22 protein-coding genes are annotated in these 21,265 nt (G+C 32.8%); 9 read left to right on the plus strand and 13 right to left on the minus strand.

Going from position 1 to position 21,265, the window contains the following annotated elements:
- Window positions 1-116 precede the first annotated feature (116 nt).
- Window positions 117-890, plus strand: coding sequence for a carboxypeptidase-like regulatory domain-containing protein (locus FUA24_RS01880; RefSeq protein ID WP_148539810.1), 774 nt, complete (start codon window positions 117-119; stop codon window positions 888-890).
- Between the two features lie 29 nt (window positions 891-919).
- On the opposite strand, the gene FUA24_RS01885 is transcribed toward FUA24_RS01880, so the two are convergent.
- Complete coding sequence (locus FUA24_RS01885; RefSeq protein WP_148539811.1) at window positions 920-1,447, minus strand: SRPBCC family protein; 528 nt, start codon at window positions 1,445-1,447, stop codon at window positions 920-922.
- Between the two features lie 40 nt (window positions 1,448-1,487).
- Window positions 1,488-2,141, minus strand: a complete 654-nt coding sequence (locus FUA24_RS01890) for a TrmH family RNA methyltransferase (protein WP_148539812.1) — start codon at window positions 2,139-2,141, stop codon at window positions 1,488-1,490.
- Between the two features lie 144 nt (window positions 2,142-2,285).
- Here FUA24_RS01890 and FUA24_RS01895 point away from each other — a divergent pair, with 144 nt between their 5' ends.
- Together FUA24_RS01895 and FUA24_RS01900 are read left to right on the plus strand one after the other, a co-directional pair.
- Window positions 2,286-3,407 (plus strand): tetratricopeptide repeat protein, encoded by a 1,122-nt coding sequence (locus FUA24_RS01895; protein WP_148539813.1) that lies wholly within the window; start codon window positions 2,286-2,288, stop codon window positions 3,405-3,407.
- Window positions 3,392-4,081, plus strand: a complete 690-nt coding sequence (locus FUA24_RS01900; protein ID WP_148539814.1) for an SIR2 family NAD-dependent protein deacylase — start codon at window positions 3,392-3,394, stop codon at window positions 4,079-4,081. Before FUA24_RS01895 ends, FUA24_RS01900 begins: the two co-directional genes overlap by 16 nt.
- On the opposite strand, the gene FUA24_RS01905 is transcribed toward FUA24_RS01900, so the two are convergent.
- The 5 genes from FUA24_RS01905 to FUA24_RS01925 all read right to left on the minus strand — a co-directional run bounded on the left by FUA24_RS01905 (window position 4,073) and on the right by FUA24_RS01925 (window position 10,171).
- The gene (locus tag FUA24_RS01905) at window positions 4,073-5,560 is read right to left on the minus strand and encodes a sulfatase family protein (protein ID WP_148539815.1); all 1,488 of its coding nucleotides are present in this window, start codon (window positions 5,558-5,560) and stop codon (window positions 4,073-4,075) included. The genes FUA24_RS01900 and FUA24_RS01905 overlap by 9 nt on opposite strands.
- Window positions 5,561-5,571: 11 nt before the next feature.
- Entirely contained in the window at window positions 5,572-6,195 is a 624-nt protein-coding gene (locus FUA24_RS01910) for an alpha-ketoglutarate-dependent dioxygenase AlkB family protein (protein WP_148539816.1), read from the minus strand.
- A 7-nt stretch (window positions 6,196-6,202) separates the two neighbouring features.
- Entirely contained in the window at window positions 6,203-8,368 is a 2,166-nt protein-coding gene (locus tag FUA24_RS01915) for an Ig-like domain-containing protein (protein WP_148539817.1), read from the minus strand.
- A gap of 92 nt (window positions 8,369-8,460) precedes the next feature.
- Window positions 8,461-9,693 (minus strand): glycosyltransferase, encoded by a 1,233-nt coding sequence (locus FUA24_RS01920; protein WP_148539818.1) that lies wholly within the window; start codon window positions 9,691-9,693, stop codon window positions 8,461-8,463.
- 4 nt (window positions 9,694-9,697) lie between these two features.
- Window positions 9,698-10,171 (minus strand): heme-binding domain-containing protein, encoded by a 474-nt coding sequence (locus FUA24_RS01925; RefSeq protein ID WP_148539819.1) that lies wholly within the window; start codon window positions 10,169-10,171, stop codon window positions 9,698-9,700.
- 46 nt (window positions 10,172-10,217) lie between these two features.
- Between FUA24_RS01925 and FUA24_RS01930 the strand changes: the two genes are divergently transcribed.
- The 3 genes from FUA24_RS01930 (at window position 10,218) to FUA24_RS01940 (ending at window position 12,420) form a co-directional block, all read left to right on the plus strand.
- The gene (locus FUA24_RS01930) at window positions 10,218-10,793 is read left to right on the plus strand and encodes an adenylosuccinate lyase (RefSeq protein ID WP_148539820.1); all 576 of its coding nucleotides are present in this window, start codon (window positions 10,218-10,220) and stop codon (window positions 10,791-10,793) included.
- A gap of 73 nt (window positions 10,794-10,866) precedes the next feature.
- The gene (purB, locus tag FUA24_RS01935) at window positions 10,867-12,210 is read left to right on the plus strand and encodes an adenylosuccinate lyase (protein WP_148539821.1); all 1,344 of its coding nucleotides are present in this window, start codon (window positions 10,867-10,869) and stop codon (window positions 12,208-12,210) included.
- 12 nt (window positions 12,211-12,222) lie between these two features.
- The gene (locus FUA24_RS01940; RefSeq protein WP_148539822.1) at window positions 12,223-12,420 is read left to right on the plus strand and encodes a hypothetical protein; all 198 of its coding nucleotides are present in this window, start codon (window positions 12,223-12,225) and stop codon (window positions 12,418-12,420) included.
- Between the two features lie 30 nt (window positions 12,421-12,450).
- Here FUA24_RS01940 and FUA24_RS01945 read toward each other — a convergent pair whose 3' ends face one another.
- Genes FUA24_RS01945 through FUA24_RS01960 form a run of 4 tightly spaced genes read right to left on the minus strand, consistent with a single transcriptional unit; the run spans window position 12,451 to window position 14,664 of the window.
- The gene (locus tag FUA24_RS01945) at window positions 12,451-13,026 is read right to left on the minus strand and encodes a DUF4252 domain-containing protein (RefSeq protein ID WP_148539823.1); all 576 of its coding nucleotides are present in this window, start codon (window positions 13,024-13,026) and stop codon (window positions 12,451-12,453) included.
- A gap of 17 nt (window positions 13,027-13,043) precedes the next feature.
- Entirely contained in the window at window positions 13,044-13,637 is a 594-nt protein-coding gene (locus FUA24_RS01950; RefSeq protein WP_246146925.1) for a DUF4252 domain-containing protein, read from the minus strand.
- A 39-nt stretch (window positions 13,638-13,676) separates the two neighbouring features.
- The gene (locus FUA24_RS01955) at window positions 13,677-14,168 is read right to left on the minus strand and encodes a hypothetical protein (protein ID WP_148539825.1); all 492 of its coding nucleotides are present in this window, start codon (window positions 14,166-14,168) and stop codon (window positions 13,677-13,679) included.
- Window positions 14,155-14,664 carry an RNA polymerase sigma factor gene (locus FUA24_RS01960; RefSeq protein ID WP_148539826.1) on the minus strand — a complete coding sequence of 170 codons (510 nt, stop codon included), beginning with the start codon at window positions 14,662-14,664 and terminating at the stop codon, window positions 14,155-14,157. Before FUA24_RS01960 ends, FUA24_RS01955 begins: the two co-directional genes overlap by 14 nt.
- A 237-nt stretch (window positions 14,665-14,901) precedes the next feature.
- Here FUA24_RS01960 and FUA24_RS01965 point away from each other — a divergent pair, with 237 nt between their 5' ends.
- Genes FUA24_RS01965 through FUA24_RS01975 form a run of 3 tightly spaced genes read left to right on the plus strand, consistent with a single transcriptional unit; the run spans window position 14,902 to window position 18,631 of the window.
- Entirely contained in the window at window positions 14,902-16,431 is a 1,530-nt protein-coding gene (locus tag FUA24_RS01965; RefSeq protein ID WP_148539827.1) for a S41 family peptidase, read from the plus strand.
- Window positions 16,432-16,439: 8 nt separating this feature from the next.
- Entirely contained in the window at window positions 16,440-17,885 is a 1,446-nt protein-coding gene (locus FUA24_RS01970; RefSeq protein WP_148539828.1) for a S41 family peptidase, read from the plus strand.
- 23 nt (window positions 17,886-17,908) lie between these two features.
- Complete coding sequence (locus FUA24_RS01975; RefSeq protein WP_148539829.1) at window positions 17,909-18,631, plus strand: Dph6-related ATP pyrophosphatase; 723 nt, start codon at window positions 17,909-17,911, stop codon at window positions 18,629-18,631.
- 139 nt (window positions 18,632-18,770) lie between these two features.
- On the opposite strand, the gene FUA24_RS01980 is transcribed toward FUA24_RS01975, so the two are convergent.
- Both FUA24_RS01980 and FUA24_RS01985 read right to left on the minus strand, forming a co-directional pair.
- Entirely contained in the window at window positions 18,771-19,340 is a 570-nt protein-coding gene (locus FUA24_RS01980; RefSeq protein ID WP_148539830.1) for a PAS domain-containing protein, read from the minus strand.
- Window positions 19,341-19,351: 11 nt separating this feature from the next.
- Window positions 19,352-21,217: a TonB-dependent receptor plug domain-containing protein gene (locus tag FUA24_RS01985; protein ID WP_148539831.1), complete on the minus strand. Its 1,866-nt coding sequence runs from the start codon at window positions 21,215-21,217 to the stop codon at window positions 19,352-19,354.
- Between the last annotated feature and the right edge of the window lie 48 nt (window positions 21,218-21,265).

Raw genomic sequence — 21,265 nt, forward strand, 5'->3', positions numbered from 1 at the left:
AAATCAGATTAACATTAAACAATTTTGTTAATTTTTAGTCAAAAAGAATAACAAAACAAGGTGTTGTTAATTAGTTTAGTAACTTTATCCTTAAATTAGAGCTATATAAAAAGCATATGAAACGTATTTTACTTCTTATTTGTGTTATGTTTTCAACGGCAGCTATTACTGCACAAGAAAATAAATTAGCTATAGGAGTAATTTTAGATGCTGCTAATGACAAACCTTTAGAAAGTGTAAACATAGTTAACTTAAATCAGGTTACTGGTACTACAACTAATAATAACGGAGAATTTGAAATTGCAGCGAAAGTTAATGATACGCTCCATCTGTCTTATTTAGGTTATAAATCAATAAAGGTAAGAGTTACTAATGACTGGCTTAAATTTGGAAGCTCTGAAATTAAACTTACAGAATTAGCTTTGGCTCTGGAAAAAGTTGTTGTAAACCAATTGCGTTTAACTGGTTATTTAGAGGTTGATATTCAACAGGTACCAGCACCAAATGACAATTACCGCTATCAAATTTCTGGGTTACCAACGGGTTATGAAGCTTCTAAACCATCTGGTATTAATAAAATAATAGGCTCAATTTTTAACCCAGCAGATTTTCTTCATAGAATGTTTGGTAAAAAACCAAACGAGCTAAGAAAGCTAAAGAAAATGAAGCAGGATGATGAAATCAGAAACCTATTGGCTTCTAAATTTGATAGAGAAATGCTAACCGCATTACTTAATGTTGAAAAGGTAGATTTAGACGAAATTGTAAGTCAATGTAATTATTCCAAAGGGTTCATACAATCCGCAAACGATTTACAAATATTAGATGCAATTAGTGAGTGCTACGAAGAATATAAAGTCCTCAGTAGAGGACGTAATAAAAGACTATAAAAAAAAGAGAAGCAACAGCTTCTCTTTTTTTATTTTTCTAAAATTATTTTTAAGGATTCCAAGCCTTCTTCAAAGTCCTTTCCTACCGCAGTATCCATATTAAAAAACAGCATAAAAATGCTAAAGGGGAACTTATTCTTTCCGGAAAAGCCCCATGTAACTTTTGTTCTTTCATCACCTAAATACTCCACTCTTAGATAGGCATCAGAAGTAGATTTCCAAGGTTTAAAAAAGCGCAATTCAGACTCTATAATTTCATCTTTTACAATGCGCATAATTTCTTGCTCTCCAGATCCAACATCTTTATTCCCATCCCATTTGGTTTTAAAACCAACTTCGCCATCTTTACCAAAAAACTCTTGCTTCATATCTGGATCTTTCTTCTTCCAAGGAGACCAATCATTTTGATTCTTTATGTGTTTAAGGTAAAAAAACACATCCGAAAGAGAACATTCAATTTCAACGTTCCTATATACATGGTAACGTTTTGGAGCTAATAAAGTTAAGATTAAAAAAATTGCAATTAGTCCAAGTAAAATGTAAAGGAGAACATACATGTTTTAGTTGTTTTAGTTAGGATACTAAAATTACGAAATTTTATTCATCATAAAAACGCGCTACTATTTCGTCATAGCTTTTAATAGTTTTTGAAATCCAATCTAGCTTCTTTTCTAATATTTCGTCTTTGGTCAATTGCCAATTCAAATTGGTTTGCCTAAGTTTTGTTGTAACATGTTGTAATATTATAGCTGCCGAAACAGAAATATTTAAACTCTCTGTAAAACCTACCATTGGTATTTTTAAGTAAGAATCTGCCGCTTCAATAACGTCTTCAGATAATCCTTCTGTTTCTCTTCCAAAGAAAAAACAAGACTTCTTTGTAACGTCAAAATCATGTAATTCACAATCGTTGGTATGTGGCGTAGTAGCTACTATTTGGTACCCTTTACTTTTTAAATCACTAATGCATTCTTTAACGGAGTGGTATCTATTTAAATCCACCCATTTTTGAGCTCCCATTGCAATTTCTCTATCAATTCGCTTTGTATTTTGTTCTTCAATAATGTTTACTTCTTGAATACCAAAAACATCACAACTTCTTATTACAGCACTCGTATTATGTAACTGATAAACATCTTCTGTGGCCACAGTAAAATGTTTTGTTCTTTGCGGCAATACTTCATTAAATCGTTTTCTCCTGTTTTCAGTTAAATAGCTCTCCAAATGTTGTAATAAATTTACGTCAATCATTAAAATAGAATTATATTTATGCTATAAATATACAACTACATGAACATACAAGGCCTACTCAAAATATTCGTTTTTACACTTTCTTGTTTACTTTTTACGTTTTCCTGTTCTCAAAAAAAGCAAACAACACCTAAGCAGGAAAGCGTGGATATAGTAAAGCTTTCAAATACTATAGAAAACGATTCTCTTGTTCTTGAATTAGGAGATAATATTCAAAATATGATTATAAATGGTGATGTAGATGGGTATTTAAACTATTTTGACATAGAGACTTTTAGTCATTTTATTACCGAAGGTGTATCTCAACGTTACAATTCCGACAAGTTCCAGAAAGACTATATTACAGGTATTAAGGCTGGTTTAAAATCTTTACCTCAAAAAATAATTGATGAAGTTAATGCAGGAGGATATTATGACTTTGTAAATTATTTTTACGATGAGACAACGCAATCCTATAATATGTTATTTAGGCTTTACTCTTCACTAACTGGAGTAAACTATCATCAGTATCGTGTTTCTAAGAAAGATGATACGTTTCTTTTCAATGATATTTATGTTTATCTATCTGGAGAAGACCTAAGTGCTACTTTTAAAAGGTTCTATATGTATAGTTTACCAAAGAAGAGTTTATTTAGTCTTTTTGGAGAAAATAATTCTGTTGAATTCCTAAAAGTAGCAGATGCCGTAAAGCTTTATAATCAGGGTGAATTTCAAAAAGCATATCAAAAATTTAACGAAATAAAAGGCGATTTAAAAAATGATAAGTTCACTTTAATTTTAAAATCTACCTGTGCGGCAGAAATTAATGATAGGGCATATAAAAATTCAATGGAATTAATTGCTAAAACATATCCTAATGATCCAACCCTTTATTTAAATCAAATTGACTATTACATCATAACCAAAGAGTATGATAAAGCGCTTGAATTATTAAATAGATTGGAAGATGAAACATCTGATGACTTCTTAATTTTTCTAAAGGGTAACATAGAAATTGAAAGACCTAATCCTAAAAAAGCAGTAGAACATTATAAATATATATCTGATAATTATCCTGAGTTTTCTGAGGGGCATACGTCATACTTATATGCCTTATGTCTTAATGGTGAATATGATAAATGTATTGATTTGTTGGACGTTTTAGTTGAAAGTGATTATTTAAAAGAGGACTTAGTAGATTTTATTGAAGAAGTAGATGAAAATGGTATAAATGAACTTGAAGACTTTGTAAAGTCTAAACAATACAAAACATGGAAAAAAGCTTAAAAAAACACATTGTTGTACTTACCGGAGCTGGAATTAGTGCCGAAAGTGGTGTTAAAACCTTTAGAGATTCTGGTGGTTTATGGGAAGGTCATGATGTAATGGAAGTTGCTTCTCCTCAAGGTTATGCTGCAAACCCAGAGTTAGTTTTAGATTTTTATAACCAAAGAAGAAGACAGCTATTTGAAGTTACTCCAAATAGTGCACACACAGATTTAGCCGAACTTGAAAAAACGTATAACGTAACTATTATTACTCAAAATGTAGATGACTTGCATGAACGCGGTGGCAGTACAAATGTGCTGCACTTACATGGAGAGTTATTAAAAGTGAGAAGTTCTTACGACGAAACGGACGTACAAGAATGGAAGACAGATTTAATTTTAGGTGATTTGTGTAAAAAAGGACATCAATTAAGACCACATATTGTTTGGTTTGGTGAAGATGTTCCAATGATTTCTAAGGCCATAGAAGTTTGTGAAACCGCAGACATTATGGTTATTATTGGTACTTCCATGCAAGTTTACCCTGCTGCAGGACTCATGCATTATGCCCCATCTGGCATACCAGTTTATTATATAGACCCAAACCCTGCAATTTCCAACAAAAGTGATCTTACGGTTATTGCAAAACCAGCTACTATTGGAGTAAAAGAATTAATTGAAACTCTAATTTAATTTTCCAATTTCTCTATTCCCAATCCCTTTCGCTATGCCAACATTTTCATCTCCCAATTCCTTTCTAGCCTTCTCAACCTCTTCCATGAGCTCTTCTACCTTTTCTGGATAGTAGTCGTAAACATTATATTGCTCTCCAGGGTCTCTCATCATATTGTAGAGTTCTGGAGACTCAAGAGTTATTTTAACCCGCTTGCTCCCGTGTCCATCATTACCTGGTTTCACATTATAAGATGCCCAAGTATGAGGTAATACTAATTTCCAATTCCCCTTTCTTACGCCATTTAAATTATTTTTTCCAAAGTAATACCATATACTTTGTCGTGGTGTTTTTTCAAAATCTCCTTTGAAGAGTGATGTTATATCTACACCATCGATTTTCCTTTCAGAAAGTTTTCCCCCAGTAATCGAAGCCAAAGTTGGCAATAGGTCTATAGCACAAGCCAGTTTATTACAAACTTTGCCTTCTGGCACATTATTAGGCCATTTAATTATAAAAGGCACTCGTTGTCCTCCCTCCCAACTTGTGGTTTTGCCTTCTCTAAGCCCACCAGAAGATCCAGCATGATTTCCAAAGTTAAGCCAAGGTCCGTTATCTGTGGTAAAAATTACTATGGTATTATCTACTAAATTATTTTTTTCTAAAGCTTTATTAATTTCACCGACAGACCAATCTATTTCCATCATTACATCTCCGTAAAAACCTTGCTCACTTTTACCTCTAAACTTATCTGAAACTCCCAAAGGTATGTGACCCATGGTGTGAGGCAGATAAATAAAGAAAGGGTTGTCTGCATTTTTATTAATAAAATCAACTGCCTTTTCTGTGTAAAGTGTAGTTAATTTATCTTGATCCTTTAAGCTGGAAATGGTATCACTCGTCTTGTTAGCAACAATTAACGGAAGTGGCGGCATTTTACCTCTTCCTTTATCTTTTGGTAAGGCATGACCATCTACATTGCTATGCGGCCACATATCGTTAGAATAAGGTAAACCTACATACGCATCAAAACCATGTTGCAAAGGCAAAAACTCCTTTTGCCAACCTAAATGCCATTTCCCAAAGCAACCAGTAGCGTAATCTTGAGCCTTAAACATTTCGGCTATAGTCCATTCTTCTGTGTTAAGCCCGACATTATGATGGGGAAACAAAGCCCCTGAAAAGCCAATTCTATTAGGATAACATCCAGTTAAGAGTCCAGCTCTTGAAGCACTGCATACGGGTTGTGCCGCATAGAAATTTGTAAACTTCATGCCTTGTGCAGCCATATCATCTAAATTAGGCGTTTCAAATCCTGTTGCACCGTAGCATCCAACATCTCCGTATCCCATATCATCAATAAACACAATTATAACATTTGGTTTTTTAGGATTCGTAGATACTTCAGTTTTGTTATTAACTGTTGAATTACAATTAAAAAGAAAGACAAAAGCGATTAAAACATGGAATCTCTTTAGTAAGATTTTGAAATAAGACATGGTTTAGCTGGTTAGTGTTTAATGACTCTAAATGTAAGATTTATTCTTGAACCAATCTGTTTCTTGGTTTTTGGTATTTTATGTTTCCAGAAATGTTGTGTTTTCCCTTGCATTAATAAAAAATCGCCATGATTTAAAGGAATATCAACACGATTTAAATCTGTTCTATTTAAATGTTTTAATTGAAATGTTCGCATTGCTCCAAAAGTAACCGAGGCTATAACAGGATTGTTTCCTAGTTCTTTTTCATTGTCTTGGTGCCAATCCATACTATCTCTTCCATCTCTGTAATAATTCAATAGACAACTTGTAAACTCTACCTTAGCAACAGACTCTACACGTTTCTTAATAAACTGTAAATCTTCATTCCAGTTTTTTGGATAAAATGTTAATCCTGAATACCTGTATACATTAGTATCATTCCCATACAGAGCTGTTAATCTGGGAACGTCCATTACTTTACCATAAAATTTCACCTGATCTTGTTGCCATTCAATAGTTTCCTTTAAACTTTTGAATAATTTGTTAGATTCTTCGCTTGAGAAAAAGTTAGTATATAGAACGACATCTGCATCTGGTAATTTAAAATCAATTGCATCAGGTTGTTCATCGAATAAGCGCTTTTGATAGGTCATAATAACATTATCTTATCAAACTAAAATGTCCTCGATAAATTTTTAAATTTCCATCATTATCAATAAGATGAGCTACAAACCAATAATCGGAATTGGACAATGGTTGCCCATTAAAAGTACCATCCCATCCACTAGCTCCAGGTATTATTTGTTTAATCAATTTCCCATACCTATCATAGATATAAACAGAGGAATTCTGACTATAGTTATTTCCTAAACCTTTAATATTCCAAGTAGCATTATAGCTATCACCATTAGGGGTAAAAAATTTAGGAAAACCTAAAATAAATACTTGAAATTGCGTAATACTACAGTTATATTTATCCCTGATGTATAAAATATGATCTCCCGAAAATACACCTTCAAAAAAGGGCGAATCTTGATAAGGACCGAATTCATTATTTAACGAGAATTCATAATCATTGGCGTTTATATCTGATATATCTATGGTAATTGAATTGTTGATAGACAGCTCTTCCACTATTATATCCTCATCTGTAATATTCGGTTTCCCAACTACCTTAAATAATACTGGTGCAGATTCGCAATTGAATGAAGAAGTAGCAATAACCGTATAAACACCATCTTCATTCACATTAACGGTTGAAAGATTCCCAACAACATCTCCATTTTCATTAAACCACTCATAAGTATAGATATCGTTTGGGTTGTATGTTTCCAAACTAACACTCCCCGAGTCTAAACAGTAGACTACACCATTATCAGCTTGAAATTGAGGCAAAGGATTAACAGTTACAGTCACAGGTGTTCTTGTAGGTGTTGTACAACCATTATTAGTTGCATCTACATAATAGACTGTTGTGTTAGTTAGATTAGGAGTAACAAAAGTGGTTCCATTGGCTAATGGCGTACCACCTACAGGTACATTATACCAATTTACCACACCAGAAGAAGGTGTAGCGGATAACGTGGCTGAACCACTTCCGCATACACTTGTATTATTAACCGAAGTAATTGTAGGAATAGATATAACATTCGCTGTAACAGGAGTTCTTTCTCCCTCTAAACATCCATTTACGGAAGCCAGCACATAGTATGTTGTTGTATTTGTTAAATTAGGAGTGGTAAACGAGGAACCCGTTTGAATCTGATTTCCTCCAGATAAGGCATCAAACCAAATCACATTACCTTCAGACGCATTGGCATTCAATATCATACTACCAGAACCACATACCTCTGCATCAACAGTATTTATAATTTCGGGAATTCTAATTCTTGTACTAGCTGCAATATTAACAATTGGGTCTCCAGGCATGCCTCCATATTCCACCACATAACCTTGCGGATGATATTCACTTAACGGATCTAAGTCCCCGGCATTAGGCAAATCGTTCCACGAACCTCTTGTACCAATATTTGGACTTGTAACGTGGGCATAATTTTCGTCTCCATTCGAAGGAGAACAACAATCATTAGGTTCATTGGAATTCCAATTGGCATAATTAGGTGTAGTTCCATTAATTCCACCGTTCCAGAAAACTGTTCCCGCTTCGGGACCTGTCACCCACTCCCAAACACCTTCTGAAGCAGCATCGCTTCCTCCAATCCAACCAGCCCCTGCTGCTTGTTCGCCCGATAATTGCGCTTCCTCAGCCGAAGTAATTGTTGCTAAATAACCTTGTAAACCAAAATAAGTTCTGGCAGCTGCAGCTGCTCTTGCTTGAGTCCAAGTAATTCCTGTATTTGCCACGTATTCGTAGTAATGCCCTGTAGAAGGCAAATAATTAGCATCTCCTATTGTAAAAGAAAAGAACTTATCTCCCGAAACACTAGCGGAACTACTTTCAAAAACAACATTATTTACGGCATTAATCAAATCAGAATATGAAACGTTCAAACCTCCTATTCCCGTAAACGTCAGCTTTCCCTCTTGAGCATTCCATAAACTATTGATATTTGGATGACTTCCTAACAATAATAATCGATCTTCGGCTTGCACATAACCCGTAGATATTTGAATACTTAGCGATTCTATTTCAGTATCATCTGGATCTACGATACTAAAACCTGTAACAATATTTATCTGACTTAAAGGACAATATACTTGATCTCCAGTCGCCAAAATATTTGGAGGCACGTTAGTTTGGGAAGGAACGCTCCATCCTAGGAGTATCAAACCCGTTATTAACACGTATTTAAGCTTGCTATTCATTAAACCCTACTTTAAAAAGTAAACTTATAACCTTTATATAAGTTTCATTACCACATTTCAACTTTACTTTAGCACAAATCATTCATTTATCATCATTTATTCTTCTCTTCAATCCATCTACTCATAAATTTAGTACTTTGATGGGAATGATGTTGTAATATAGCTCCTGTAAAATTTTGAAGTCTATGATTGTCTATACTTAAAGTTAAATGCTCAATTTTATTCAGAAACGCTTTTTGAAAATCATTTTTATTAAATCTTTCATTGAGTACTTTAAATCCGTTTTGTTGCTTTTCGTACCAAAGCGTTTCATTTTGAAACATTTCAATTGCCCTTTTTGCAAAATCTTCTGGATTGTCTTCAACAAAACCGTTCACTTCAAAACCTCCAAACATTCCCTCTGCTCCTATCTTAGTAGTAACACATGGTATTCCATTAACCATTGCATCTATAATCTTTCCTTTTAAACCAGCTCCAAACCGCACAGGCACTAAGCAAACTTTAGCCTTTTGCATTACTTCATTCACATCTTCTGCAAAGCCTTTTACAAAAAAGCCTTCATTAATATTCTGCAATTGATTTACTTTTTGACTAGCATAAGCTCCATAAATATGAATTTCAGCATTAGGTATTTCTTTTTTTATTAAAGGCCAAATGGTTTCCTTTAAATATAGAACCCCATTGTAGTTGGGTTCATGTAAAAAATTACCAATAGTTATAAAATTATTTCTATCCTTAAATTCAGGTATTTTTTGAGTTTCTTCTTCTGAAATTTGATCTAACAAAAATGGGACATAGTAAAGTAATGATTCGTTAACTTTAAAATCTGATTTTAATATCTCCATTTCAACCTCAGAAATTATCAAACTTATATCGCAACGGTAAATGCTAGCTATTTCTCGTTTAGCCGTATCATTAAATAAATAGGACATATCAAATTCAGATGCGTCTTTATAGGCTTGTTGCCTTCCTCTTCTTAAACAGTGTAAATCTTCGGTATCTAATACTTTTAAAGCATTGGGACAATTTTCGGTTACGCGCCAACCAAATTGTTCTTCAGTCATAAACCTATCGAACATAACGACATCTGGACTCAATGCTTTTACAAAGTCATCAAAACTAGAACTGTTTAACTCAATAGACTTTTGTGAAACGCCAATAGCTTCGAGATTAATTGCATTTTCGGTTTTAGCACATGCACTTGCAAAAGTAATATTGTACTGGGCTAACCGAAAAGTTTCAATTAATTGTAGCATTCTACTCCCTGCGGCAGAACTTTTAGGTTCAGGCCATACAAAACCAATTATTAAAAGGGTTTTAGGCATAATGCTATTCTGGCTTTTGTTTTAAATCATAAGACAAACGCACTCTTTTTGCCCAATCTACAATAGCTTTGATCTGACTATCTGTGAGTTTAGCCTCTTTATGAGTCCAGGTATATGAATTTAAGGGCATGGTCTTATCTTCTACCATTTCTATTAATTCTTCAAACTTATGATCCTTCCTTTTAATAGAATTACCCTCCCAATTAGATACATTAAAATGTTTCTTACCATGGTCAATGTGATTTTTTAACCAATAATTAACTGGAGTTATAGCATTGTACCAGGGATACTTAGTAACACCACTATGGCAATCTAAACAGGCGTCTTTTAAAATTAGTTTTACAGCATTGGTTGGATTGGTTTCTTTATAAAAAGCATCAATTGAAGCTACGTCTCCATCATTCTTCTCTGGTCTAAAAAACTGAGCAATCACAAAAGCAACAAGTAGAAATAATAATACCTTTTTTATAATCTTCATTTCTGTAATTTTAATACATTTAGTTTATAAAAATAATAAATTAGCTTTGACTACTGCTCAACTTTATGACGAACTAAACTATGTGAACCATTCTCGGGAAAAACGGACTTATTATGCGAATTTAATAATTAACAATCCGGAGCTAGTTCCAAAATTGTTAGAAATTTTATTTACGGTAGATGATAAGATTTCTCCCCGAGCCGCTTGGGTATTTGAGTTTATGAGTAGCGAAAATATTGAGGCTATTATTCCTCATCTAGATTATTTTACGGAGAACATTCATAAAGTTCATTTAGATTCCGCTGTGAGACCTGTAGCCAAAGTTTGTGAACTTATAGCCAAAGCTTACAACTCCAAAACTGATAATTTAATTAAGTCTGAGTTAAAAGAAATCCATAAAGAACGTATTATAGAAACTTGTTTTGATTATTTAATAAACGATGAAAAAGTTGCTCCCAAAGCCTATAGTATGTCTACCCTTTTTATTTTAGGTAAAACATATGATTGGGTTTATCCGGAACTTAAGACTATTTTGGAGCAAGATTTCGCATTACAAAGTGCTGCTTTTAAAGCTCGAGCAAGACAAATTTTGAAAAAAATCAAAAAATTAGATAAGATATAAAACTTCAGTCCTCAAGCTTCGGTCTTCTATCTAAATAAACTATCTTTGCAACTTCTTAAAAATCAAATTACATATGTCATTATCCGTATTAAATGCCATCTCTCCAATAGACGGACGTTATAGAAGTAAAGCCAATGAATTGGCCCCTTTCTTTTCTGAAGAAGCACTTATTAAATATCGTGTTTTAGTAGAAATAGAATACTTTATTGCACTTTGTGAATTACCTTTACCACAACTTGCAGACGTAGATAATAGTCTTTTTGATGATTTAAGAGCTATTTACAAAGCATTTACTGCTGAAGATGCTTTGGCTATAAAAGAAATTGAAAGCGTAACAAACCATGATGTTAAGGCGGTTGAATACTTTATAAAAGAAAAATTTGATGCTTTAGGTTTGTCACAATATAAAGAATTTATTCACTTTGGATTAACCTCACAGGATATAAACAATACTGCAATTCCTTTAAGTATTAAAGAAGCTATGAATGCCGTTTACGTTCCTGAATACTTCGAGGTTTTAAAGAAATTAAAAGCTTTAGTTGAAGAATGGAATGACGTACCAATGTTAGCAAGAACACACGGGCAACCTGCATCTCCTACGCGTTTAGGAAAAGAGATTAATGTTTTTGTAACACGCTTAGAAGAACAATTTAATTTATTAAACGATATACCAAGTGCTGCCAAATTTGGTGGAGCTACAGGAAACTTTAACGCTCACCATGTGGCTTATCCAAATATTGATTGGAAAGCCTTTGGAGATGCTTTTGTACAAGAAAAATTAGGCTTACACCATTCTTTCCCTACAACACAAATTGAGCACTATGATCATATGGCTGCTTTATTTGATGGTCTAAAACGTATTAATACAATTTTAATTGATTTAGACAGAGATGTTTGGACGTACGTTTCTATGGATTACTTCAAGCAAAAGATTAAAAAAGGTGAAGTAGGAAGTTCTGCAATGCCGCATAAAGTAAATCCGATTGACTTTGAAAACAGTGAAGGCAACTTGGGTATTGCGAATGCTATTTTTGAACACCTTTCTGCAAAGTTACCTATATCTAGATTACAACGTGATTTAACCGACAGTACTGTTTTAAGGAATGTTGGTGTACCATTTGGTCATACAATAATTGGCTTTAAAGCAACATTAAAAGGCCTAAACAAATTGCTTCTAAATGAAGCTAAGTTTGCCCTAGACTTAGAAAACAATTGGGCTGTAGTAGCAGAAGCTATTCAGACCATACTGCGTAGAGAAGGTTACCCAAACCCATATGAAGCGCTTAAAGGCTTAACAAGAACTAACGACACCATAAATCAAGATTCTATTGCCAATTTTATTGACACTTTAGAAGTATCAAATGCAATAAAAGAAGAATTAAAACGTATTACACCTAGTAACTATACAGGAATATAAGTCTCTCACATTATGCTTACCGATAAACAATCTTTATTACTTTGCGGACTTTTAGTAAGCGGCTTTTTTATTGGAGGCATACTAGATATCTTGAATAATTTTGTGGTTTTAACTATTCTAACCATTATATTTTTGGCCATAATGGTTAATTTAATCTCTGCAAAATCCTTTATAAAAGATAAGGAAGAACATTCTAAAACTTCCTCATAAAAAAAGGTTCGCCAAATTGGCGAACCTTTTTTAATTAACATTTAAATTATTATGAATGAGATCTTCTTTAAAGAAATTCATAATATCTTGTATTTGGTTTTCATCTACCTGGGCATTTTGTAAGCTGTACACTAAACGCCCCATTTTTTCAGGATTCATTTCATCTCCCAGTATGCGAACAATAGCAAACCCCATTTCTTGAGCACTTCCAAAGATTACAACCTCATCTGCAGTTTCATCATCACCTATGTACTTAACAACAATCTTTCTACCCCTATCGCTAAACTCCATTAAATCTTGATACTTCTCTGCACTTAAAATGGTTTTAACTTTTGATATTTCGGTTTTATAAACCTCAACATCAGTATCGCCTACAGAATACCCCAAGAAGTTAAGTCTACTCACTGAATTAAAGGCTTCGTGTTGTTCTTCTGAAAAATCGGTTTTATCAATTTTCACCATTGATATTGGTAAATCTTGTGTAATGAAGTTTTTGCTCTCTTGGTTATCAACGTAATAACGTTGAAGAGTTACACCATCACCGCAGCTTACCAATAAAACTGCGGTTAAAACGGTGCATAGTATATACTTAAAAGTTCGTAACATGATTGATGATTAGTTTTTTATTTTTTCTCTAAATGTTGTCCCGCTGGGATATTCATTTTTTCAGTTAATTTAGAGATTTCATTAAGATTTATATCTCCTGTAAAAGATACTACTACAGTCTCAATACTTCTTTGCTTACCATTAATTTCTATTTTCTCTTCAATGTGCTTATCAATTCCATTCACAAAAATTAAAAGCTCTTTTACATGGTCTTCATCTCTACCCTCTTTAACGTAGAATTTCACTTCACTACCGTCATCTCTAACTTCCATTAATTCCTCTAAAGAATTTGAACGAGACTTTACCCACTTAGAAATATCTGCAGAAATTGCCTTATTATCTGTTACAATAGTTCTAAAGCTAGTAATACTTTTTACCATATCTATAAAAGCTTTTGCTTCAGGATCACTTGTATCCACACCCATTTTTGCAATCATTTGAAACATTTTTGGCTTAATGTTTACATAAGTTACATCTGGGTTTTCACTGTACTTGTCAAAAATATTCTTCTGAGCCATTCCTGTTAGAGGCAACAACATAATTGCCATGACTAACACTAAAAATTTCTTATTCATTTTTACTTTACTTAAATTTTTTATTATTGATTTCATCTTGTTCGTTTTTAAACTGAATATTAATCAGTATTACTATTATTTCTTAAAAATTATACTTGTAGAATTCTCTATTTCATTTAAGTATCCTAAAGCGGCTGTACCTTTGTCTACTTCACTTAAGTACCCAACAGCCTGAGTGCCTTTATTAAAGTGACCAGAAATCATAGCTAATTGCTTTGATACTTCATTTAGAGCTTCTTCGGGTTTACAATAAGTTCCTAATTCATTGCAATCTGCCAAAGATGGATCAACATCTCCAGAATTTATATAAAACCCTAACATTAGAACTGCTACTGCTGCGACAGAAATCCATTTGTAATTAAATGTTCTCTTAGTTTTTAATGGAACGTCTTTAGTAAACTGCTCTTGTTTGTTTACCAAAAAATAGTTGAACATGGGTTTATACATTTCTAAATGAGGCTCTACAGTTTCTTGCGAAAAATAGTCTTTTAACTGCTGCTCTTCTGTTAACGTAGTTTCTCCGTTCTCGTACTTTTCTAGTAATTCTTCTATATTAGCTAACACCATAACTATGTGTTTTTGTTAATTTTTCTCTTATTGTTTTTCTTGCTCTAGATAAAGCTACCCTTACTGCTGTATTATTCATTTCTAGCATTTTTGCTATCTCGTCAAAATCATATTCCTCAATATCTCTTAACTGAACAATCATGCGTTGTTGTTCTGGTAACTCTTCTATTATTTTAGACACCCAATTAACACTGTCATTTAACTCAACTTGCTTTTGCAAGGGTGTACTTTTTTCTTCATAATTACTGTGAACAATTTTTAAGTTTTGTGCCTGTTTAGACTTTAATTTATCAAAACAAAAATTCTTTGTCATGGTCATAGAAAATGCTTCAACATTTTTATACTCACTCATTTTCGCTTTATTATTCCACAGTTTTAACAGAACTTCTTGAGTTGCATCTTCCGCCTCTTCTGTAGATACTAATAATCGTTTTGCTAAACGAAATACTTTATCCTTAAAAGGCATTACAATATTTAAAAACTCTGTTTGAGTCATTTTTTGGTTGTTTAGTTTATAGCTTTTATTCGCTATTTGTCTTTACGACGATACATGATTTGTTTTGTTACAACAGTTTTTATTTTTTTTTCAAAATACTGTTTAAACAAGCAATATTAAATAGATTATTCCACTTAACATTTTCAATTTTAAGGTGTTTTTTGTTTTTTGTTTGCAATATTGTAAGTAATTTTAAGGTTTAATAGACTAATTAATACTTCTTAAAAAAAATTAACTATGAAAAAAACAGCGTTCAAACTTAGTCACGTATTACTTTTTTTAAGCTTTTCTCTATTTTTAGTGAATTGTAGCACTAGTGACGATGACTCCCCGAAGGAACCTGAAACACCAGATACTCCAGAACCAGTTACCTTAAATAACCCTATTCATAATTTTGTTTGGAGTGGATTGAATGAAGTGTACTTGTGGCAACAGGATGTTCCGAATTTAGCGGATAATAAGAAAAATGTTCAAGATGACTATTTCACATTTTTAAATGGTTACAATTCTCCAGAAACATTATTCGATGGTATGCTATATCAACCAGGTACAGTTGATAAATTTAGTTTTTTGGTAGATGATTATGTTGCATTAGAAAATTCTTTTCAAGGTATTTCACTTTCTAATGGAGTAGACTTTGGTCTTGTAAGATTCTCTGGATCTGATGATATTTTTGGTTATGTGAGATATATTGCCAATGATTCTGATGCCTCTGCAAAAAATATAAAAAGAGGAGATCTTTTCCTTGAAGTAAATGGTCAACAACTTACTATTAGTAATTACCGAGATTTGTTGTTTGGTCAGAACAACACATACACGCTTGGTTTAGCCAGCATTTCGAATAATACCATTAGTCTTACAGGAACAACTGTAGAACTAACCAAATCTGAATTTACTGAAAATCCTATCCTTAAAAATAAAGTTTTGGAAATTGGTGGTAGCAAAATTGGTTATTTAATGTACAACAGTTTTGTAGCCGATTTTGATGATGAGTTGAATACTGCTATTTCGGAGCTTAAAAATGCTGGTATTACGGATCTTGTATTAGATTTAAGATACAACCCAGGAGGACGCGTAAGTTCTGCAATAATTTTATCGAGTATGATTACTGGTCAGTTTTATCAACAAATATTTTCTAAAGAAATTTGGAATAATAAATATCAGGCCTATTTTGAAGCTAATGCTCCAGACAGACTAATAAATAGGTTTACAAATACACTTTTAGATGATACGCCAATAACTTCTCTAAATCTTAATAAAGTTTATGTATTAACTACAGATTCTTCAGCCTCTGCTAGTGAATTAGTTATTAATGGTCTATCTCCGTACATTGATGTTGTTCAAATAGGAACTGCAACAACGGGTAAATATACAGCATCCATCACTTTATACGATTCTTCAGATTTTGGTAAAGAAAATGCAAACCCAGCCCATACCTATGCACTACAGCCTTTAGTGCTAAAATCGGCAAACGCAGACGATGTAACCGATTACACTAATGGATTAATTCCAGATCATATTATAACTTATAATACAAGTAATGGTGTTGCAGAAGGTGAAGATTTAGCAAATTTAGGTATTTTAGGGGACGAAAATGAACCTTTTTTAGCAAAAGCAATTGAGTTAATTACAGGTTCTACAACGAAACGTAATATTACTAAATCATTTGAGAAGTTATCAATGCCTGTTGAACACATTACAAATACAAAAGAGTTTGCTCCTGCTGGTAATGAAATGTACATTGATACCTCTAAGTTGATAGAATAACTATTCTAATGAATTTCAAGAAACTACCAATATTAATACTCTTATTTAACCTACTTTTTAACTGTTATAATGATGGAGATGATGATTTAACATCTTCTAAAGACATTAATAACTTTGTATGGAAAGGGATGAATTCTTGGTACTTCTGGCAAAAAGATGTACCTAATTTGGCTGATGATGTAGACAATAACTCCACGGCCTACAATGAACTCTTAAATACATTTACCGACCCAGAAGATTTCTTTAAAAGTCTTAGGTTCGATTATGGAGAAACAGATAGGTTTTCATGGTTTATAGAGGACTACATTGCTCAGCTTCAAGCTTTCCAAGGTATCTCTAAGACTTTTGGCTTTGATTTTGAAGCTGTGAGAATTAATGATTCTGATGATGTTATTCTATATGTAAGCTATGTAGCAAATAATTCTCCAGCCAAATCGGCAAACATAAAAAGAGGCGATATTATTAATGCTATTGATGATACTGTCATAAACATTGATAATTTTAGAGATTTAGTTGGCAGACTTTCTGGAGACAATGTAAAACTTACTTTTGTTGCCGAAAATAACGGGGTCTTAGATTTCATTGAAGACAAAAGCATTAGTGCTGCGATTATTTCTGAAAACCCAGTTCATTTTAGTACAATCTTTAATGACGTAGCTGGTAGAAAAGTAGGATACTTGGTTTATACTGGTTTTAGATCTTCTTATAATGACGAATTAAACGACGCTTTTGAGCATTTTAAAAACGAAGGCATAGATGAGCTTATTTTAGATTTAAGATTAAATGGAGGCGGTTCTGTTGGTACATCGGCTTACTTAGCAAGTATGATTTATGCTGACGCTGGAACGGATGTATTTGCCGAATTAAGATATAATGCAAAACATACCAATGAAAATGACACATATAACTTTGCCAATACTTTAAATGTATTTGATGATAGCGGTACTAAAACAGGTGAGCAAAATATAAACAGACTTAATTCTATTAATAGACTTTATGTTTTGACTTCTGAGAATACTGCCTCTGCCAGCGAGTTAATTATAAATGGATTAAGACCCTTTTTGTATGTAAAATTATTTGGTACCACAACTTTTGGTAAGAATGTAGGGTCTACTACATTATTTGATTCTCCTAAATCTGATTATAGAGATAGACGTTCTGCAAATCAAAGTCATCTTTATGCAATGCAACCCATAGTTTTTCAATCCTTTAATAAAGATGGAGAAAGTGACTATACGCAAGGTTTTGAACCTAATGTTGAAATTAAAGAATATCTATTCTGGAATAACATTTTACCCTTTGGGAATGAAAATGAAGTTGTTCTAAAAGCGGCTTTAGATGATATAAGAGGAACTATTACGAAAACTATTGTTCCTCAAAACAAAAGCACAATTAACAGCAAACGTTTAAAAACACCATCAAAGAAATTTGAGACAGAGATGTTTGTTGAATGATATTTTAGTAGTCCTTAACATAAATGACCAAGCACAAAACCTATTTCAACTGGAGTTCAGGGAAAGACTCAGCTCTAGCACTTTACCATTTGTTACAAGATAAAAACTATACTGTTGATGAACTAATTACAACAGTAAATAGTCATTATAGCCGTGTGTCTATGCATGGACTAAGAAACGCTTTGTTACAAGCTCAGACGGAAGCCATAGGTATAAATTCTAGTTTCATTGAATTACCTGAAATGCCAGACATGGCTACCTATGAAAACATAATGAGTAAAACGGTTTCTAGACTGAAAAATGAAGGTTTCACACATACGGCTTTTGGTGATATCTTTTTAGAAGATTTACGTAAATACAGAGAGGATCAATTGTCTAAACAAGGTTTTAAAGCTGTTTTTCCTATTTGGAAACGTGATACTAAAGAACTACTCAATGAATTTTTAGATTTAGGTTTTAAAACCATTATAGTATGTGCTAATTCTAAATTCTTCAATGAAGATTTTGTGGGTACAATTATAGATAAAGACTTTATAAACAATCTTCCGGAAGGTGTTGACCCTTGTGGGGAAAATGGAGAATTTCACACCTTTTGTTTTGACGGCCCTATTTTTAAACAACCGGTAACTTTTTCTATTGGCGAAAAAATATATCGTGAATATAAAAATCCGAATACCGATGATTCTGTTTGTAACAGCGATGCCAATAAATATGGTGTTTGGTATTGCGATTTAATACCTACTTAAAACAGGAAGCCTAAAAAGTAATTCTAAAACTATCATTCTGAAGGTGTTTCAGAATCTTAAAACTAGTTGCGCCAGAAACAAGTTCAGGTTAACTAGGACATACTCTTTAGACTCCCTATTTTTTTTTAATAACGCACCACTACCCTACTTGTCTTTCTAGGGCAATGAAATGTGTTTTGGTATTCTTGCTATACAATGGAAAAATCTTGACTTCACAATCGTAAGACTCCCCGTTTTTTCTATAGTTTGTAATAACTTCTCTAAATGGTAAACTACCCTTTAAATTAGATTTTATCTTTTGCTTAATTACTTTGGAAGTCTTCGCGCCTTGAAGTAAACTAGGCTTTTTATTCAAGACTTCATTTTTAGAATAGCCCGTCATTTTAGAAAAGCCTCTATTAACCCAAACAATCTTCTGATTTAAGTCTGTTATAACGATGGCTTCAAAAACTTCCTTATCAAAAATAGCCTCTATATTCTCTTGCCAACTATAGGTTTGGGCATAAGATTTCACTTTAATGATATCTTGTGTTCTATCTGAATCCTCCAAGCCTTTAAAATAACCTTCGCTATGAATATCCCAGCTCATAAGAGGCATAATTAAATTACCCCTATAAGCAATTTTAGAGGAAACCGCTTCGTACTCTTCTTTATTCAATGACGATAGGTAGATGTCTAACCCCATCATCTTAGACAGATTATACTTCATAGCATTAAAGTTTACAAACCTAACTGAAACCCTAGTCTAATATTTCTTCCTTTGGTAACATAACCAGGTACATCTTCGTAATCTTCATTTAAAATATTATCTATCCCAGCAAAGAATTTTATTTTTCCCTTTAACGCTTTATGACTAGCGTAGAAGTTCACTAAACTAAAACTATCTAACATTGGTACAAAGGCATTTTCAAATCTGTCATGAACGTATTGATAGGACAGCGATGCAAATGTAGATTCACATAAATCATACCCTAATAATAAGTTTGCTTTATGCTTTGGAATTCTTCTAGCAAGACTCTCTTTATACTCAGTAAAAGCGTAATTTGCAGTAATTGACAATTTATTAACTGGCGTTGCACTCAATTCTACCTCTACTCCTCTAGCATTTAACTCGTCTTCTGCATTTTGATAACCTCCATTAATCCATAATACGGTATTAGTTTCCTCTCTTGAAAAGAAAAGACCACTAATTCTAAAATTATCATTTAATTTAAATTCAGCCCCAGCTTCAATAGTTCTATTTTCTTCAGGTTCTAAATCTGGATTTGGCCCAAAGTTTCCAAATAACTGCGACAAAGAAGGAGTAATAAATGAAGTGCTAAAAGAACCAAACAATTTGGTATAACCACTATCTGTGGTCTTCAGGGTATACGAAGGATTTAAATTATAGGTAAAATGAGAACCGTATTCACTATGATTATTTAATCTTGCTCCAGCATTAACATTTAAACCAAAATCAGATACATAAACAAAATTTGCATAAGGATCAACAATTGTAAACTCTTGCTCTTCAGCAAAAGTTGCTTTATTTTCAGCAGCATTTACACCAATTATTGTGTAAAACGTTTTATCAAAAACATATTTATTATAAATGTCTGCCACAATGTTTTTAGATTCAAAAGTAGAAGGGAATGCAGAAATAAATTCTCTTTCATATTCACTATAAGCAGCATTTAAATTAATACTACCATTTGTATATTTAAACTTAGATGAAAGTCCTACTCTATGCTGGGTATTATTAAATTCATCATCTGTATCTACTAGGTTAAAACTTGAATCAAACCCATCAATTTCAGAATTTGTATCTGTATAATTCCCATAAATATTTAAAGAAAATGCTTTACTAAATTGATACCCTAAATTAATATCAACACCATACTGTGAGAATACATCTTTTTCATTAGCATCACTAATTGCAGCCGAAAGTCCATCTGTAAAACGATTGTTAAATGCCGCACGATATGTGAATTTATCCAATGTTCCACTAATAGCAACATTATTATTAAAATCAGCTATATTATAGTTTTGATCAGATTCCGATTGATTGGTACCAATACTAGAAGAGAAAACCCCATTAATCTTCTTATCTCCAGGTTTTTTAGTTGTAATATTTACAACTGCCGAAGCTGCGCCACTACCATACAATGTACTGGCTGCTCCTTTAATAATTTCAATAGATTCAATTTGATTTAGATTTAATAGTCTAAAATCATATTCTCCATTAATTTGTGAAGGATCATTTACCTGAATTCCATCTATCAATACAAGTACTTGACGGTTTCTACCGCCACGAACATAAACACCTAAATTTTGTCCTGCATTACTTCTACTTCCATTAATTTCAATACCAGACTTGGCACTAATTAATTCCGAAACAGTTCTACCTTGGTTACGTTCAATTTCTTGACTAGAGATTTTAATTACTGTTTTTCCTGAGTTCTCACGCTTTAATGCAAAACGTGAATCTGTAATTACAACCTCATCTAGCTGTTCCACTTTTGTTGAATCTACAGTTTTTTCTTGTGCAAATCCAAATAATGATATACCAAAACATAGTACACCAAAAACACTTGTTTTTTTGTTCATTTTAATAATAATTAATCGAGAATCGCATGGATTATCATACGCAAACTT

This window comes from Seonamhaeicola marinus, assembly GCF_008085455.1.

Excerpts from the sequence above, each read along its gene's own strand:
- FUA24_RS01880 (WP_148539810.1), top strand. The coding sequence starts at position 117 with ATGAAACGTATTTTACTTCTTATTTGTGTTATGTTTTCAACGGCAGCT.
- FUA24_RS01940 (WP_148539822.1), top strand. The coding sequence starts at position 12,223 with ATGCTTACCGATAAACAATCTTTATTACTTTGCGGACTTTTAGTAAGC.
- FUA24_RS01915 (WP_148539817.1), bottom strand. The coding sequence starts at position 8,368 with ATGAATAGCAAGCTTAAATACGTGTTAATAACGGGTTTGATACTCCTA.
- FUA24_RS01950 (WP_246146925.1), bottom strand. The coding sequence starts at position 13,637 with ATGAAATCAATAATAAAAAATTTAAGTAAAGTAAAAATGAATAAGAAA.
- FUA24_RS01965 (WP_148539827.1), top strand. The coding sequence starts at position 14,902 with ATGAAAAAAACAGCGTTCAAACTTAGTCACGTATTACTTTTTTTAAGC.
- FUA24_RS01885 (WP_148539811.1), bottom strand. The coding sequence starts at position 1,447 with ATGTATGTTCTCCTTTACATTTTACTTGGACTAATTGCAATTTTTTTA.
- FUA24_RS01960 (WP_148539826.1), bottom strand. The coding sequence starts at position 14,664 with ATGACTCAAACAGAGTTTTTAAATATTGTAATGCCTTTTAAGGATAAA.
- FUA24_RS01955 (WP_148539825.1), bottom strand. The coding sequence starts at position 14,168 with ATGGTGTTAGCTAATATAGAAGAATTACTAGAAAAGTACGAGAACGGA.
- FUA24_RS01925 (WP_148539819.1), bottom strand. The coding sequence starts at position 10,171 with ATGAAGATTATAAAAAAGGTATTATTATTTCTACTTGTTGCTTTTGTG.
- FUA24_RS01970 (WP_148539828.1), top strand. The coding sequence starts at position 16,440 with ATGAATTTCAAGAAACTACCAATATTAATACTCTTATTTAACCTACTT.
- FUA24_RS01945 (WP_148539823.1), bottom strand. The coding sequence starts at position 13,026 with ATGTTACGAACTTTTAAGTATATACTATGCACCGTTTTAACCGCAGTT.
- purB (WP_148539821.1), top strand. The coding sequence starts at position 10,867 with ATGTCATTATCCGTATTAAATGCCATCTCTCCAATAGACGGACGTTAT.
- FUA24_RS01980 (WP_148539830.1), bottom strand. The coding sequence starts at position 19,340 with ATGAAGTATAATCTGTCTAAGATGATGGGGTTAGACATCTACCTATCG.
- FUA24_RS01900 (WP_148539814.1), top strand. The coding sequence starts at position 3,392 with ATGGAAAAAAGCTTAAAAAAACACATTGTTGTACTTACCGGAGCTGGA.
- FUA24_RS01985 (WP_148539831.1), bottom strand. The coding sequence starts at position 21,217 with ATGAACAAAAAAACAAGTGTTTTTGGTGTACTATGTTTTGGTATATCA.
- FUA24_RS01920 (WP_148539818.1), bottom strand. The coding sequence starts at position 9,693 with ATGCCTAAAACCCTTTTAATAATTGGTTTTGTATGGCCTGAACCTAAA.
- FUA24_RS01910 (WP_148539816.1), bottom strand. The coding sequence starts at position 6,195 with ATGACCTATCAAAAGCGCTTATTCGATGAACAACCTGATGCAATTGAT.
- FUA24_RS01905 (WP_148539815.1), bottom strand. The coding sequence starts at position 5,560 with ATGTCTTATTTCAAAATCTTACTAAAGAGATTCCATGTTTTAATCGCT.
- FUA24_RS01890 (WP_148539812.1), bottom strand. The coding sequence starts at position 2,141 with ATGATTGACGTAAATTTATTACAACATTTGGAGAGCTATTTAACTGAA.
- FUA24_RS01975 (WP_148539829.1), top strand. The coding sequence starts at position 17,909 with ATGACCAAGCACAAAACCTATTTCAACTGGAGTTCAGGGAAAGACTCA.